Annotated in this window: 13 protein-coding genes; 4 read left to right on the top strand and 9 right to left on the bottom strand. The window is 67.7% G+C overall.

The genetic code is table 11. From position 1 onward, the window contains the following. Positions 1 to 144: 144 nt before the first annotated feature. The gene (locus ABDZ92_RS16020) at positions 145 to 1,692 is read right to left on the bottom strand and encodes an alpha/beta fold hydrolase (protein ID WP_272695316.1); all 1,548 of its coding nucleotides are present in this window, start codon (positions 1,690 to 1,692) and stop codon (positions 145 to 147) included. Between the two features lie 255 nt (positions 1,693 to 1,947). On the opposite strand from ABDZ92_RS16020, the gene ABDZ92_RS16015 reads away from it, so the two are divergent. The 3 genes from ABDZ92_RS16015 to ABDZ92_RS16005 all read left to right on the top strand — a co-directional run bounded on the left by ABDZ92_RS16015 (position 1,948) and on the right by ABDZ92_RS16005 (position 3,748). Continuing rightward, positions 1,948 to 2,334: a VOC family protein gene (locus tag ABDZ92_RS16015; protein WP_272695315.1), complete on the top strand. Its 387-nt coding sequence runs from the start codon at positions 1,948 to 1,950 to the stop codon at positions 2,332 to 2,334. Positions 2,335 to 2,555: 221 nt separating this feature from the next. Beyond that, the gene (locus ABDZ92_RS16010; RefSeq protein WP_272695314.1) at positions 2,556 to 3,389 is read left to right on the top strand and encodes a chromate transporter; all 834 of its coding nucleotides are present in this window, start codon (positions 2,556 to 2,558) and stop codon (positions 3,387 to 3,389) included. Continuing rightward, complete coding sequence (locus ABDZ92_RS16005; protein ID WP_272695313.1) at positions 3,296 to 3,748, top strand: chromate transporter; 453 nt, start codon at positions 3,296 to 3,298, stop codon at positions 3,746 to 3,748. Before ABDZ92_RS16010 ends, ABDZ92_RS16005 begins: the two co-directional genes overlap by 94 nt. 144 nt (positions 3,749 to 3,892) lie before the next feature. On the opposite strand, the gene ABDZ92_RS16000 is transcribed toward ABDZ92_RS16005, so the two are convergent. Continuing rightward, on the bottom strand, positions 3,893 to 4,582 hold the full coding sequence (locus ABDZ92_RS16000; protein WP_241211781.1) for an OmpW/AlkL family protein: 690 nt from the start codon (positions 4,580 to 4,582) through the stop codon (positions 3,893 to 3,895). A gap of 130 nt (positions 4,583 to 4,712) precedes the next feature. Between ABDZ92_RS16000 and ABDZ92_RS15995 the strand changes: the two genes are divergently transcribed. Then, positions 4,713 to 4,952 carry a hypothetical protein gene (locus ABDZ92_RS15995; protein ID WP_125960014.1) on the top strand — a complete coding sequence of 80 codons (240 nt, stop codon included), beginning with the start codon at positions 4,713 to 4,715 and terminating at the stop codon, positions 4,950 to 4,952. A gap of 56 nt (positions 4,953 to 5,008) precedes the next feature. Here the strand turns inward: ABDZ92_RS15995 and ABDZ92_RS15990 are convergent, their stop codons facing one another. The 7 genes from ABDZ92_RS15990 to carA form a co-directional block, all read right to left on the bottom strand. Continuing rightward, a complete protein-coding gene (locus ABDZ92_RS15990; RefSeq protein WP_125960015.1) occupies positions 5,009 to 6,019 on the bottom strand; it encodes a 2-hydroxyacid dehydrogenase in 1,011 nt (336 codons plus the stop codon). A 14-nt stretch (positions 6,020 to 6,033) separates the two neighbouring features. Continuing rightward, on the bottom strand, positions 6,034 to 6,900 hold the full coding sequence (locus tag ABDZ92_RS15985; protein ID WP_125960016.1) for a pirin family protein: 867 nt from the start codon (positions 6,898 to 6,900) through the stop codon (positions 6,034 to 6,036). Next, positions 6,897 to 7,859, bottom strand: coding sequence for a glutathione S-transferase family protein (locus tag ABDZ92_RS15980; protein WP_125960017.1), 963 nt, complete (start codon positions 7,857 to 7,859; stop codon positions 6,897 to 6,899). The genes ABDZ92_RS15985 and ABDZ92_RS15980 overlap by 4 nt, the downstream gene beginning before the upstream one ends. Positions 7,860 to 7,930: 71 nt before the next feature. Beyond that, positions 7,931 to 8,407: a transcription elongation factor GreA gene (greA, locus tag ABDZ92_RS15975; RefSeq protein ID WP_125960018.1), complete on the bottom strand. Its 477-nt coding sequence runs from the start codon at positions 8,405 to 8,407 to the stop codon at positions 7,931 to 7,933. A gap of 79 nt (positions 8,408 to 8,486) precedes the next feature. Then, positions 8,487 to 11,819 carry a carbamoyl-phosphate synthase large subunit gene (carB, locus tag ABDZ92_RS15970; protein ID WP_125960019.1) on the bottom strand — a complete coding sequence of 1,111 codons (3,333 nt, stop codon included), beginning with the start codon at positions 11,817 to 11,819 and terminating at the stop codon, positions 8,487 to 8,489. After that, positions 11,819 to 12,406, bottom strand: a complete 588-nt coding sequence (locus ABDZ92_RS15965; protein WP_125960020.1) for a hypothetical protein — start codon at positions 12,404 to 12,406, stop codon at positions 11,819 to 11,821. The genes carB and ABDZ92_RS15965 overlap by 1 nt, the downstream gene beginning before the upstream one ends. After that, entirely contained in the window at positions 12,403 to 13,599 is a 1,197-nt protein-coding gene (gene carA, locus ABDZ92_RS15960) for a glutamine-hydrolyzing carbamoyl-phosphate synthase small subunit (protein ID WP_125960021.1), read from the bottom strand. The genes ABDZ92_RS15965 and carA overlap by 4 nt, the downstream gene beginning before the upstream one ends. Between the last annotated feature and the right edge of the window lie 53 nt (positions 13,600 to 13,652).

Raw genomic sequence — 13,652 nt, 5'->3', positions numbered from 1 at the left:
ACCTTGGGTTGAGGGGAAGCAGCGTAGCCCGGCGTCGCTGCTGTAGGACAGAGGCGGCCTCGTCCCGGCGCGCCTGAAGCCTGGACCCCCGCCTTCAGATCGTGCGCTCTCCGGACGGCAACGGGTGGGAAGCCGAGGTCCGGCTTATCGGGCAGCCTCAAGCCCGCGCGGCGCGAGCGCATCGCGCAACCAGTCGCCGACCAGCGAAACGAGCCGGGGCGAACCGAGGTTCGCACCCAGGACGGCGCTCTCTTCCACGGTTCCGGTCGTGGCGCCCTCCTGGAACCAATGGCTCAGCCCGTCGAACACCACCACTTGGGCGCGCGGATTGCCGGCAAGCGCAGTGCGCGCCGCGGGCGCCTCCTGCGACGCGATGACCAGCGGATCCAGCGTGCCGAACACCGCCAGCACCGGCACCTGCAACGCGCGCAGATCGGACGCGGAGCGCAAGCGGTGCGCCCGGGCCACCTCTTCGGTATCGATCATCGCCAGCCCCGCTTCGCTTTCGACGCGTGTGAAGCCCGACGCCTGCAGCCGGTCGACCAGCGTGGCGCGCAGCGGCGCCATCGCCGCGGCATCGCGGTTGTCGATCCGACCCTGGATCAGCGCAAGCGCGGCATCCACCGTCGGCTCGATCGAAGCCGCCGGCCGGTGTGCTGCAACCATCTGGTTGCGCAGCGCCTGGCGAAGGTAGGGCAGGCCGTCGCCGACGGACCCCGCCAGCGTCACCACCGCGGCAATGGCCGGATCGGCCGCGGCCACGGCCGGGGCGATCACGCCGCCTTGGCTCTGCCCGACCAGCGCGACGCGGCGGCCGTCGAGCTCCGGCCGGCGGCGCATCGCGGCCACCGCCGCTGCGGCATCGGCAGTCAGCCGCTCGATGTCCTCGCGATACTCGCCGGTCGACTGGCCGATGCCGCGCTTGTCATATTCCAGTGTGGCGATGCCCTCCGCGGCGAGTCGCTTCACGATCTCGGGGAAGCCGCCGCGACCGTTGCGCCCGTGCCCCTGGATCAGCACGGCGATCGGCAGCGGGCCGGGGCGCCCGACCGGCAGGTGCAGCGTTCCTGCCAGCGTCACGCCGGGTTCGGACGGGATCGTCACGTCCATGGCGATCGACCGCGGGCGAAAGGCGGCAAAGGCGCTAGTCACTCCGTCGCGGTCGGGTGCGCCGCGCTGAAATGCGACCGGGCCCAACGTCACGCTTCCCGCCGCGAGCCCGAGGGGGACGGACAGCGACTGGGTTCCGGCGGCGAAGGCGGAGGGCGCGGTGCCGCTGATCGTCACCTGCTGCCACCTGGGGGCAAGCGTAACCTGCGCCTGGGCGAAGCGGGCGTAGCCGGGTGCTCCGCCCTGCATTCCGATCGTCACGGCCGTGGGGCGTTCCGCGCGTACCCAGAACACCGCACTCACCCGTTCTCCAGCGGAGAGCGCTCCCGGTATCGGAAGCGCAGCGCCGCTGGACCATGGCTCGCCACCGCGCGTGCCACGCGGCTCGACCCGCACCGTGCCCTCTCCAGGCACGTTTGCATCGCGTGTCCGGGTATAGGCGGTGCCATAGACCTGCCATTCGGACGCGGACAGCACCTGCGCTTCCTGCGATCGCGCCGGCAGCGGTGCGGAAAGCGCAACCGTCGCCAGCGGCAGCGCCCAACGCAGTAGACCCTTCGAGCGTGTCCCCGTGTGTGCCATGCGCCTTCTCCCTGTTCGGTTGCGATCAGTCCATGAGCATGCCGTCCACGCACAGCCGCGCCTGCCAGCGCGAACGCTTCGGGGCGTTACCTTTCGGTCCGCGACTTGATGGTTAGCGGGCAGTCTCCCTTGAGAAGGGAGACCAGCATAGCAGACAATGTGCGGCGCGGCTGCATTCCCCGCGACGATTTCAAACGGCCAGCGTGCCTTGGCGCAACGCGCAGATTCGGGCAGTTTCACCGGATGCCCCAGCGCTTGAGCCTGACCACCCTTCTCGTCGACGAATATGACACTGCCCTGTCCTTCTTCGTTGGGAAGCTTGGCTTCGAGCTGCGTGAGGATTCCGAGCTGGCAGACGGAAAGCGGTGGGTCGTGGTCGCGCCGCGCGGTGCGCAGGGCGGACTGCTCCTGGCGCGCGCAATAGGCGACCGGCAACGGCAGGCGATCGGGAATCAGAGCGGTGGGCGGGTGTTCCTGTTTCTGGAGACCGATGACTTCGCCCGGGATCACCTCACCTACACAAGGCGGGGCGTGCGTTTCGTCGAGGCGGCTCGCCACGAGCCATATGGCATCGTCGCCGTCTTCGAAGACCTTTACGGCAACCGCTGGGATCTGATCCAACCTGCTTCCGTGGAGCGATAGTTCGCGGCCTCTCCGCCTGGAGTTGGAGAACGGAAGACCCCCCTGAATAAGCCGCGGTAGGGCGGATCGGCCGCGAGGGCGTTCATCGCTCGCTGGCGGCCGTTGTGTCGGGGCGGTGATCGTGCATAATCGGCCGCACGGGCCTTTGTCGCGGACGCCCGTTCAGACGGTTGTCGTCCAAGTCCGCTCCCGGAGTCGCGCCTTTGCGACCAGGAGCCGATATGATGCACGCCCATTCGCCCCACCCTTCCGCCATCAGCCTTCCGCGGTTGTTCGCCAAGTTCCTGCGCTTCGGCATGCTGGCCTTTGGCGGGCCGGTCGCGCAGATCGCGATGATCCGACAGGCGCTGGTGGAGGAGGAAGGCTGGATCCCGAGCAGCCGGTTCAATCGCCTGCTGGCGGTGATGCAGGTGCTGCCCGGGCCGGAGGCGCACGAGCTGTGCGTGCACATGGGCATGGTCGCGCGCGGACGCATCGGCGGAGTGCTGGCGGGCCTGGGGTTCATGCTGCCGGGCTTCGCCCTGATGCTGCTGTGCGCCTGGGCCTATGCCGCCTTCATTGCGGGCAATGCGCAGCTCGCGGGCGTGCTGCTGGGCGTGCAGGCAGCGGTGCTGGCGATCATCCTGCGGGCCGTGCACCGGATCGGCAGCCATATCCTGGTCGACCGGACCCTGGTGGGGCTGGCGATCCTGGGCCTCCTCGGCACGCTGGCGGGGGTCCCTTTCTGGGTCCTGCTGGCGGCGGCGGGGGCTGCCCACGCATTGCTCCGGCGGCCCGTGACAATCCTGGGTTCGGTGCTGCTGGTGGCGGTCGCGGCCTGGATCGGGATCCAGGCCCGCGGAGCGCCGGACACCGCCGTGCTCACGCACGTAGCCGCTCCGGCCGGAGTCCTCGCGCTGTTCGTGGCGGGGCTGAAGGGCGGGCTTCTCACCTTTGGGGGCGCCTATACCGCCATCCCTATGTGCGCGAGGATACGGTCGGCCGGGGCTGGCTGGCGGACGGCGCCTTTCTCGACGGGGTGGCGCTCGCAGGGCTGTTGCCGGCGCCGCTGGTGATCTTTGCGACCTTTGCCGGCTATCTCGCCGGCGGCCTGGCGGGCGCGCTGGCGATCACGGCGGGCATGTTCCTGCCGGCCTTTGCCTTCTCGCTGCTCTTCTTCGAGCGGCTGGAGGCGCTGGTCGACAACCCGACCCTGCACCGCGTGCTCGACGGGGTGGCGGCGATGGTGGTCGGCATCATCGCGGCGACCTTTCTGGAGCTCGGCGCCAGCACGCTGGAGCGAGCGCCGCGGTTGCTGCCGGTGGTGGCGATCTTCGTGGTTGCGGCGCTGGCCGGCTGGCGGCTGAAGGGGCGTTGGCTGCCGCTCGCGCTTGTGGGCTTTGGCGGCGCGGCGGGTTGGCTGGCGCTTTCCTGACGCCCTGCTGCCGCTTGCGGCGGGGTTCGTCTTCCACCCCAGCGTCGTCGCACACGGAAAAACCCTGCCCCTCCGCCTCTCCGTCCTGCGCGGGCAGTCGGTTGAGGTGGAGGAACAGGGTCCCCTCGCTCCGGGCGGAGAGCCTTAGAAGCGGGTGCCGATACCGATGCCGAACACCAGCGGATCGAGGCTGAGCTTGACGCTCTGGCGACCGGCCGCGGTGGTGTAGAGCTTGGCGGTGGTGTCGATGTCGATGTACTTCACGTCCAGGTTCAGGAAGACCTTGGGCGTGAGATCGATGTCGACGCCGGCCTGGGCGGCCCAGCCGAAGCTGTCGTCCATCTTGACCCGGGTCTCGCCGACCGCGGCCTCGAGCGAGCCCGACGCCTTCTCGTTCCAGAAGATCGTGTAGTTGACGCCCGCGCCGACATAGGGGCGCACGGTGCCGGTCGGGTTGAGGTGGTACTGGGCCGTCAGCGTCGGCGGGAGCACCCAGGTGCTGGCGAGCTTGCCCAGCGATCCGGTGGTGCCGGTCTGGCCCGACGCCTTGTGCTTGGTGGTGGAGGCGATCAGTTCGAAGCCGATGTTGTCCGTCGCCATATAGGTGACGTCAACTTCGGGCATGAAGCTGTTGTTGACGCTGACCTTTTCACCCGGGAACGCCGGGAGCACGCTGCCCGACTCCTCGTTGGGCGCCACGACGATGCCGCGCAGGCGGACCAGGACGTCGCCTGCCGCGACGCCGACGCGGCCGGTATCCTGGGCTGCCGCAGGCGTTGCCGCCACACCGGCTGCAAGAGCGGCGAGGATCGCGCCCTTCATCGTCTTGTTCATCCCCCGTCTCCTTCAAATTGGGTGAGGGCGAGATAGGAGCGGCCCGGCCCGCCAGCTTTGATCCAGCCCAAAGCCGTGTTTGCGCGCGGTCAACGTGGACAGGGACGCCACGGCGCATGAAGGTAGCGCGATGCCGACCAGCGCCCCGCCCTTCACGCGTCTCGCCTGTGCGGCCCTTTCCGGGGCCAGCGCGCTGATGCTGGCAGTGCCCGCGGGTGCGCTGCCCAGCCGGGTGCTGGTGGTGGCGACGTGCCACGGCGGTCGCGTGTCGATCCCCATCGGGGAGGATCGGCAGGGGCCGGGCAAGCAATGCCCGGGCGGGTGCCACGCCGCCTGCGCGCGCAAGCGTGGGGAAGACGACGCGGACTAAGGGCCTGGGCGAGCGTAGTCGGCGGTGCCACCGCAGCCGCCGGTGGTGCGGCGTGGCTAAGCGTGCACCATCTCTGCGCTGAGGCGTAGCGGGAGCGGTTCACCGGCTTCGGCGCGGGCGAGACTGTCGAGGGTGGTGGCGGCGATGGCTTCGAGCGCCTCGTCGGTCAGGAACGCCTGGTGGCCGGTGACGAGGACGTTCGGAAAGGTCAGCAGGCGCTGGAAGACATCGTCCTGGATGATCTCGTCGGACAGATCCTCGAAGAACAGGTCCGCCTCCTGCTCATAAACGTCCAGCGCGACGCCGCCGATCTTGCGGGATTTAAGGCCCTCGATCAGCGCAGAGGTGTCGATCAGGCCGCCGCGGCTGGTGTTCACCACGATCAGGCCGGGGCGTGCGGCTGCGATGGCAGCGGCGTCGACGATGTGGCGCGTCTCGGGCGTCAGCGGACAGTGGAGGCTGACGATGTCGACCTGCCGCAGCAAGTCGGCCGGCTCGACATAGCGCACGCCGATCGCCTCCAGTTCGGGATCGGGCGTGACGTCGCTTGCCAGCACCTCGCAACCGAAGCCGAGGCGAAAGGCGCGCGCGACATACCCGCCGATGCGGCCGGTGCCGATGACACCCACCGTGCGGCCGTGGACGTTGCGGCCGATCAGCCCGTCGAGCGCGAAGTTGTTCTCCCGCACGCGGGCCCAGGCGCGGTGGATCTTGCGATCGAGCGCCATCAGCAGCGCGACGGTGAACTCCGACACCGCATGCGGCGAATAGGCGGGCACGCGCACGACCGTGATGTCCAGCGTGTCGGCGGCACGCAGATCGACGTTGTTGAAGCCGGCGCACCGCAGCGCAATGGTGCGGATGCCGGTGTTCGCCAGCGCCTCCAGCACGGGCCGGTCGACCCGATCGTTGACGAAGACGCAGACCGCGTCGTGGCCCTCTGCAAGCACCGCCGTCTGCTCGTCCAGCCGCGCCTCGAAGAAGCTCAGTGCGTGGTCGAAGCGCGCATTGGCGGCCTCCAGGAACCGGCGGTCGTAACCCTTGGTGCTGAACACCGCGACGCGCATGCTTGTCTCCCCTGTCAGATGCGAAGGCCGGCGGGATCGCCGAAGCGACCGGCCTGGTAGTCCTGGATCGCCTGCACGATCTCCTCGCGCGTGTTCATCACGAAGGGTCCGTGGGCGACGACGGGCTCGCCGATCGGGGCGGCGTGGCCGAAGAGAAGCAGCGCCCCGGCTTCGTTTGCGAGCGCGAGCGTGTCCCCGTCGTAGGCGAGTTCTGCGAGGTGCCATTGTGGGAGCGGCTTGCCCGCGACGGCAACGTCGCCGCGCATGGCGTAGAGAAAGACGCTGCGGTCGGCGGGTGCCGGCAGGCGGACGTCGGCTCCGGGTGCGAGCGATACGACCGACATGAAGACGCCGGTGAGCGAGTCCACCGGACCCTGCGTATCGGCGAAGCTGCCGGAGATGAGCCGCAGCTCGCAGCCGGACCCGAGCGGCAGCACCGGGATCGCATCCGCCTGCACGCCGGTGTAGCGCGGCTCGGTCATCTTGAGGCGGCCGGGCAGGTTCACCCAGAGCTGCAGGATCTCCATCGGGCCGCCGGTGCGCTTGAATGCCGGCGGGGAGAGTTCGGCGTGGATTAGGCCCGAGCCGGCCGTCATCCACTGCACGCCGCCCGCATCGACCACATAGGCGTGGCCGCCGGTGTCGTGATGGGCGAGGCTTCCCTCCAGGATGAAGGTCACCGTCTCGAACCCGCGATGCGGGTGCGGGCCGAACGGCAGGCCGTGGTTGCCCGGCGCGTAGGTCTGCGGGCCGTGGTGGTTGAGGAACAGGAACGGATCGACCTGCGGCAGGCCGGGTCCGGGCAGCGGACGGCGGGTGACGAGGTCCGCAATGTCATCACGCTGGGCGGGGTGCGCGGCAACCAGGCTGCGGTCGCTCATGCGCCGAGCTCCAGCGCCATGTCCGGTCCGAGGGGCACGATGCCGGTCGGGTTGATGGTGGTGTGGCTCTGGTAATAGTGACGCTTGATGTGATCGAAGTTGGTCGTCTCCGCGACGCCCGGCAGGTGGTAGAGGTCGCGCACGAAGCGGGAGAGCGCGGGATAGTCGGCGATCCGCCGCAGGTTGCACTTGAAGTGGCCGTGGTAAACCGGATCGAAACGAATGAGGGTGGTGAAGAGGCGGATGTCGGCCTCCGTCAGCGTGTCGCCGAACAGGTAGCGCCCCTGCCCCAGCCGCGCCTCCAGTGCGTCGAGGGCTGCGAACAGCGGGACGACGGCTTCCTCATAGGCCGCTTGCGTGGTGGCGAAGCCGGCGCGGTACACGCCGTTGTTCACGTCGTGGTAGATGCGCTCGTTGAGCGCGTCGATCTCCGCCCGTAGCGGTTCGGGGTAGAAGTCCCCCTCGCGCGCGCCGACGTTATCGAAGGCGCTGCCGAACATGCGCAGGATGTCGGCGGATTCGTTGCTGACGATGGTGGCGCGCTGCTTGTCCCACAGGATCGGCACGGTGACGCGACCGCTGTAGTGCGGGTCGGCGGCGGTGTAGACCTGGTGGAGATAGTCGGCGCCGTGGACCGGATCGCCGGTGACGCAGGGGCCGGCGGCGAACGTCCAGCCGTTCTCCTGCATCAGCCAGTGCACGACCGAGATCGGAACCGTCTCCTCCAGCCCCTTCAGCCGGCGCGCGATCAGCGTGCGATGCGCCCAGGGACAGGCGAGGCTCACATAGAGGTGATAGCGGCCGGGCTCCGCGGCGAAACCGCCCTCGCCGGTCGGGCCGGCGGCGCCGTCGGGCGTCACCCAGTTGCGGAACTGGCTCTTGGAGCGTTCGAACCGCCCGCCCGTCGTGCTGGTGTCGTACCAGCGATCCTGCCAAACTCCGTCGACGAGCAGTCCCATGCGTTTCCTTCCTGGTTGCCCGGGCGGAACGCACGAGCCCGGCGAACGTCCCCGCGCGCCGGGCCGGTCGATCAGATGAACTCGATCTTGGACACCACATAATAGCGGTCGCCGGCGGGCACCGACACCTCGACCTCGTCGTCGACCTTGCGGCCGATCAGCGCGCGGCCGAGCGGCGAGTTGTACGAGATGCGCCCGGTCTTCGCGTCCGCCTCCGTCTGGCCGACGATCTGGTACTTCACCGGCTTGTCGTCATCATCGAGCAGCGTGACGGTGGCGCCGAACACGATCTTGTCGCCCGACAGGTCGCGCGGGTCGATCACCTGCGCGCGGCTGAGCTTGTCCTCAATGTCGGAGATCGATGCCTCGACCTGGCCCTGGCGCTCCTTGGCAGCGTGGTATTCGGCGTTTTCCGAAAGATCGCCGTGCGCGCGCGCTTCCTCGATCGCGTCCACGATCTGCGGCCGTTCTTCTTTGAGACGCTTCAGGTCCTGGATGAGCTTTTCATAGCCCTCCTGGAGCATCGGCATCTTTTCGACGGTCGCCATCGTTGCGGTCCTTCGTTCACGTCCCCTGGCGCGAGCGGACCCGGATGGCCCGCCCGCACCTATCGTCTTGTTCTGGGGATCAGTTGTGCGGCCGCGAATAATAGGCCTGTAGCGGACGCACTTCAAGGGAGCGCCGCGACAGGGCCTCGATCGCCTGCGCCGTGGCCACGCTCGCCGATGCCGTGGTGAAGTACGGCACCTTCTGCGCGACCGCAGACGCGCGGATGGACTCGGAGTCCCGCAGCGATTGCCAGCCTTCGGTGGTGTTGAAGATCAGCGCGATGTCGCCGTCGAGGATGCGATCGACGATGTGCGGCCGGCCCTGTGCCACCTTGTTCACGCGCTCGACCGGCACGCCGTGTTCGGCGAGATAGTCGGCGGTGCCGGCGGTGGCGACGATGGCGAAGCCCAGCTCCACCAGCAGCCGCGCGCCCGGCAGGATCACCGCTTTGTCGCTATCCTTGACCGAAACGAACACGGTGCCCCCGGTCGGCAGGGTGATGCCGGCGCCGAGCTGCGACTTGGCGAAGGCGGTCGCGAAATCGCTATCGATTCCCATGACTTCGCCGGTGGACTTCATCTCCGGGCTGAGCACCGGATCGACGCCGGGGAAGCGGCCCCAGGGGAACACGGCTTCCTTGACGGCGATGTGATCGATGTTGCGATCGATCGGCGGCAGATCGGCCAGCTTCTCGCCCGCCATCACCCGGCTGGCGATCTTGGCGACGGGAACGCCGATCGCCTTGGCCACGAACGGCACGGTGCGCGAGGCGCGCGGGTTCACCTCGATGAGGTAGACCTGCCCGTCCTTGACCGCGAACTGGATGTTCATCAGCCCCTTCACCGACAGCGCCTTGGCAAGCGCCACCGTCTGGCGCTCGATCTCGGCGATGAGTTCGGCCGAGAGGCTGTAGGGCGGGATCGAGCATGCGCTGTCGCCCGAGTGGACGCCGGCTTCCTCGATGTGCTGGAGCACGCCCGCGACGGTCACGTCGGTACCGTCGCTGATCGCGTCGACGTCGACCTCAATCGCGTCGCGCAGATACTGGTCGATCAGCACGGGGCTGTCGCCGGACACCTGCACGGCCGTCTGGATATAGTCGTCGAGCTGGCGCTGGCTGTCGACGATCTCCATCGCGCGGCCGCCGAGCACGTAGCTGGGACGCATCAGGACCGGGTAGCCGATGCGCTCGGCCACTGCGACGGCCTCGTCGCGGCTGCGGGCGATGCCGTTCGCCGGCTGGAGCAGGCCGAGCTTGGAGACGAGCGCTGCGAAACGCTCGCGGTCCTCGGCGAGGTCGATCGCATCCGGGCTGGTGCCCAGGATCGGGATCCCTGCGTCTTCCAGCGCCTTGGCGAGGTTGAGCGGGGTCTGGCCGCCGAACTGGACGATCACGCCCAGGAGTGTGCCCTTCTGCTGCTCGACATGCAGGATCTCCAGCACGTCCTCGGCCGTCAGCGGCTCGAAATAGAGGCGGTCGGAGGTGTCATAGTCGGTGCTCACCGTCTCCGGATTGCAGTTGACCATGATCGTCTCATAGCCCGCGTCCGACAGCGCAAAGCAGGCGTGGCAGCAGCAATAGTCGAACTCGATACCCTGGCCGATGCGGTTGGGACCGCCGCCCAGGATCACGACCTTGGTGCGCTCGGACGGCTGGCTCTCGTCCTCGGGATCGCCGAAGGTCGGCGCCTCATAGGTCGAGTACATGTACGGCGTCTTCGCCTCGAACTCGGCGGCGCAGGTGTCGATGCGCTTGAAGACCGGGCGGACGCCGAGCTTCAGGCGATGCTCGCGCACCTCCGCCTCGGTGACGCCGCCCGACATCGCCTTCACCACCTCGTGGATCAGGCCCGACCCTTGCGCGATGCCGCGCTGCATGCCGCGCAGGTGCACGGAGTCGAGCGCGAGCTTGGCCAGGCGCTTGTCGGAGAAGCCCATCGCCTTGAGGCGGCGCATGCCGGCCGTGTCGATCGGCAGGCCGTTGCGCTTCACCTCGTCCTCGGCAGCGACGATCTCGGCGATGCGCTCCAGGAACCAGGGATCGTACTTGGCGATGGCGTGAACCTCGGCGACGGTGAAGCCTTCGCGCAGCGCCTGCGCGGCGACCAGCAGCCGGTCCGGGGTGGCGACGGCGAGCGCGGCCTCGATCAGGTCGCGGCGGGCGCCGACCAGCCGCTCGACCTCGTTGAAGCCGCACAGGCCGGTCTCGAGGCCGCGGAGCGCCTTCTGCAGGCTCTCGTGGATGTTCCGGCCGATCGCCATCACCTCACCCACCGACTTCATGGCGGTGGAGAGCACGGCCTCGGAGCCCTTGAACTTCTCGAACGCGAAGCGCGGGATCTTGGTGACCACATAGTCGATGGTCGGCTCGAACGAGGCCGGGGTCGCGCCGGTGATGTCGTTGGTGATCTCGTCCAGCGTATAGCCGACCGCGAGCTTGGCCGCGACCTTGGCGATCGGGAATCCGGTCGCCTTGGATGCGAGCGCCGAGGAGCGCGACACGCGCGGGTTCATCTCGATGACGATCAGGCGACCGTCCTTCGGATTGACTGCGAACTGGACGTTGGAACCACCTGTTTCGACGCCGATTTCCCGGAGTACCGCGATCGACGCATTGCGCATGATCTGGTATTCCTTGTCGGTCAGCGTCAGCGCCGGCGCGACCGTGATGGAGTCGCCGGTGTGGACGCCCATCGGGTCGATGTTCTCGATCGAGCAGACGATGATGCAGTTGTCCGCCCGGTCGCGGACCACCTCCATCTCATACTCCTTCCAGCCGAGCAGCGACTCCTCGATCAGCACCTCGGTGGTGGGCGAGGCGTCGAGGCCGGCGCGGACGATCTTGAGGAACTCGTCCTTGTTATAGGCGACGCCGCCGCCGGTGCCGCCGAGCGTGAAGCTGGGACGGATGATCGCGGGCAGGCCGACCTTCTCCAGGCCCTCCAGCGCCTCCGCCTCGGTATGCGCGATCGCCGAGCGGGCGCTTTCAAGGCCGATCTTGTCCATCGCGTCGCGGAACTTCAGCCGGTCCTCGGCCTTGTCGATCGCGTCGGCGTCGGCGCCGATCATGGTCACGCCGAACTTGTCGAGCGTACCGTCGCGGAACAGCGCAAGCGCGGTGTTGAGCGCGGTCTGCCCGCCCATCGTCGGGAGCACCGCATCGGGGCGCTCCTTTTCGATGATCTTGGCGACCACCGCCGGCGTGATCGGCTCGACATAGGTCGCGTCGGCCAGCTCCGGATCGGTCATGATCGTCGCCGGGTTCGAATTGACCAGGACGATGCGGAAGCCCTCTTCCTTCAGCGCCTTGATCGCCTGCACGCCCGAATAGTCGAACTCACAGGCCTGGCCGATGACGATCGGCCCCGCGCCGATGACGAGGATGGAGGAGATGTCGGTGCGTTTTGGCATTACTGAGCAGCCGCCGTAAAAAGAGAGATCACAGAAACAAAGAGGGAGGCGATTCCAGCCATCGCATTAGCACGATTGAGGATTTCCCAAATCAAGTCGACCTGCGGCTCCGGAGCCTCCGCAAGCTCACGTGCAGCAGAAACGTAGCTTCTGATCTGTGTTCTGGCACTGTTGCTAAGGGGGAGTCCGTCGATTTCTTCCTCAACCTCTTTAAGCAACGTCAACAGTTGCTCGCGCTGCTTCCAACTTAAGGTCGAAGGCACCCCGGTCCAGCTCGCACTTTTAACAGCAACATCATCGCTCTGCACTTCAGAAGCCGCTAGACCGTTCAAGAGTTTCTCAGCTTGCCTTACTCCGGAAGCCGTAAGTTCGAACGAAACATCGTCGTCGTTGCCGTTGAAGTGTACGTTACGCGCGTAGCCAGAGTCCGAAAAGCCAGATATCGCCCTGCCGATCCAGTTGGCTTTAGGAGACAGCGCTCCACGGAGAACAATATCGCTCGAGACGATGTACTCTTCACCAGCCTCTTCGGTGAATTGATACGCCGCGACTAAAAACGCGTTCTCGAAATCGGTGTAATTGCTCACCGCAGCATCCCCACGAACCGCTCGAACAGATAGAAGCTGTCCTGCGGGCCGGGGCTGGCTTCGGGGTGGTACTGGACGCTGAACGCGGGCTTGTCGGTGAGTTCCAGCCCGGCGTTGCTGCCGTCGAACAGCGAGACGTGGGTCTCGCGGACGTTGGCGGGCAGGCTGTCGCGCTCGACGGCGAAGCCGTGGTTCATCGAGGTGATCTCGACCGCGCCGTCCTCCAGCCGCTTGACCGGATGGTTGGCGCCACGGTGGCCCTGGAACATCTTGGTCGTGGTGGCGCCGACCGCGAGGCCGAGCAGCTGGTGGCCCAGGCAGATGCCGAACAGCGGCTTGCCGGTGTCGAGCAGCTGGCGGATCACCGGCACGGCGTACTCGCCGGTCGCGGCCGGATCGCCCGGGCCGTTGGACAGGAAGATGCCGTCGGGGTTCTGCGCCATCACCTCGTCGAAGGTGGCGGTGGCGGGCAGCACGGACACGCGCGCGCCGGCCTGGACCAGGTTGCGGAAGATGTTGCGCTTCGAACCATAGTCGATCGCGACGACATGGGGCGCTGCGCTGGCCTGTGCCGCCCGTGCCTGCGCCTCGTCGGACGGATTCTCGCTGGTGTCGTAGCCGGCGCCCAGGCGCCAGATGCCGCCCTGCCAGCCATAGTGCGTCTCGCAGCTGACGTCCTTGGCAAGGTCCATGCCCTCCAGCCCCGGCCAGCTGCGCGCCTTTTCGAGCAGCGCGTCGATGTCGAACGTGCCGGTGGGCGAATGGGCGATGACGCCGTTGGGGGCGCCGCCGACACGGATGCGGCGGGTGAGCGCGCGGGTGTCGATGCCGGCCACGCCGATGCGGCCGTGCTTACGCATCCAGGCGATCAGCGGCTCGGACGAGCGGAAGTTGCTGGGTGCGGTCGGATCCTCGCGCACGATCATGCCGAGCGCGTGGGGATCGTTCGCCTCGATGTCGTCGGGGTTCGCACCGACGTTGCCGATGTGCGGGAAGGTGAAGGTGATGATCTGCCCGGCGAAGGACGGATCGGTCATGATCTCCTGGTACCCGGTCATCGCGGTGTGGAAGCAGACTTCGCCGACGGCGTCGCCCTCGGCACCGAAGCCGCGGCCCCACAACACGTCTCCGGACGCCAGAACGAGTACGCCGGTGGCTCCTTCGGGCGCGGGCATGGGTTTGGCGTCGGCCACTCGGGCGATCCTCCTGAAAAAGGTTGTGCTGGCGATGTCGCTAAGCGCTGCCG

Source organism: Sphingomonas molluscorum, from assembly GCF_039522995.1.
Lineage (GTDB): Bacteria > Pseudomonadota > Alphaproteobacteria > Sphingomonadales > Sphingomonadaceae > Sphingomonas > Sphingomonas molluscorum.
Note: the sequence above shows the minus strand (reverse complement) of the source record. Positions and strands in the feature narration are given on the sequence as shown.

What these genes read in the sequence shown, in the direction of transcription:
- greA (WP_125960018.1), bottom strand. Translation starts at nt 8,407, where the DNA reads ATGGCGACCGTCGAAAAGATGCCGATGCTCCAGGAGGGCTATGAAAAG.
- ABDZ92_RS16010 (WP_272695314.1), top strand. Translation starts at nt 2,556, where the DNA reads ATGATGCACGCCCATTCGCCCCACCCTTCCGCCATCAGCCTTCCGCGG.
- ABDZ92_RS16000 (WP_241211781.1), bottom strand. Translation starts at nt 4,582, where the DNA reads ATGAACAAGACGATGAAGGGCGCGATCCTCGCCGCTCTTGCAGCCGGT.
- ABDZ92_RS15985 (WP_125960016.1), bottom strand. Translation starts at nt 6,900, where the DNA reads ATGAGCGACCGCAGCCTGGTTGCCGCGCACCCCGCCCAGCGTGATGAC.
- ABDZ92_RS15980 (WP_125960017.1), bottom strand. Translation starts at nt 7,859, where the DNA reads ATGGGACTGCTCGTCGACGGAGTTTGGCAGGATCGCTGGTACGACACC.
- ABDZ92_RS15990 (WP_125960015.1), bottom strand. Translation starts at nt 6,019, where the DNA reads ATGCGCGTCGCGGTGTTCAGCACCAAGGGTTACGACCGCCGGTTCCTG.
- carB (WP_125960019.1), bottom strand. Translation starts at nt 11,819, where the DNA reads ATGCCAAAACGCACCGACATCTCCTCCATCCTCGTCATCGGCGCGGGG.
- ABDZ92_RS16020 (WP_272695316.1), bottom strand. Translation starts at nt 1,692, where the DNA reads ATGGCACACACGGGGACACGCTCGAAGGGTCTACTGCGTTGGGCGCTG.
- ABDZ92_RS15995 (WP_125960014.1), top strand. Translation starts at nt 4,713, where the DNA reads ATGCCGACCAGCGCCCCGCCCTTCACGCGTCTCGCCTGTGCGGCCCTT.